Consider the following 519-nt stretch of genomic DNA (forward strand, 5'->3'; position numbering starts at 1 on the left):
TATCTGGAAACGGTACTCAATGCGGGTCTCAAAAAACTGGGTGAAATTTAACAAAATGTTCACGCTCTCACCCTGGTTATCCTAACAAGGGTAGATTGGATGAATAGGGAGATTCTAGGGCAATCACTATTGTGATAATGGAAATACATACTGATTGGGTAAGTGGCTACTGAGATATAAGTTCTCATAACTATGACTCGTTTATGTCAGATAAGCCTTGTTACTGGCTCCAGTTAGTGGGAACAAGGGAGTAGATATGTGCATCAAGGGGCTGGCCATGAAGAAAGAGACGGTTCCTTGCCCTGCATTCAAAGGTTGCACCGGCGGCGATGGCAACGGCTTCGCTGGCGGTGTTGCCAACCCCCATCACGATCTCCAGCCGAAATAGCCCTAACTGCTCAAAAGCAAAGTCACGGAGCAGGGTGACCGCCTGTCGGGCGATGCCTTAACCATCCCCTCATATGAGCGAGGCGTGGCGCGGCTTCTGAGGTATGATCGCCATCCTTGACCAGCTAATAC

Annotated in this window: 1 pseudogene; it reads right to left on the reverse strand. The window is 49.1% G+C overall.

Features of this window, described 5'->3' with window-relative positions:
• Positions 1-220 precede the first annotated feature (220 nt).
• Positions 221-445, reverse strand: a pseudogene (locus tag PG888_RS23125) (GNAT family N-acetyltransferase); the annotation flags it as partial.
• Positions 446-519: the final 74 nt, after the last annotated feature.

This window comes from Aeromonas sp. QDB23 (assembly GCF_027707745.1).
Lineage (GTDB): Bacteria > Pseudomonadota > Gammaproteobacteria > Enterobacterales > Aeromonadaceae > Aeromonas > Aeromonas allosaccharophila.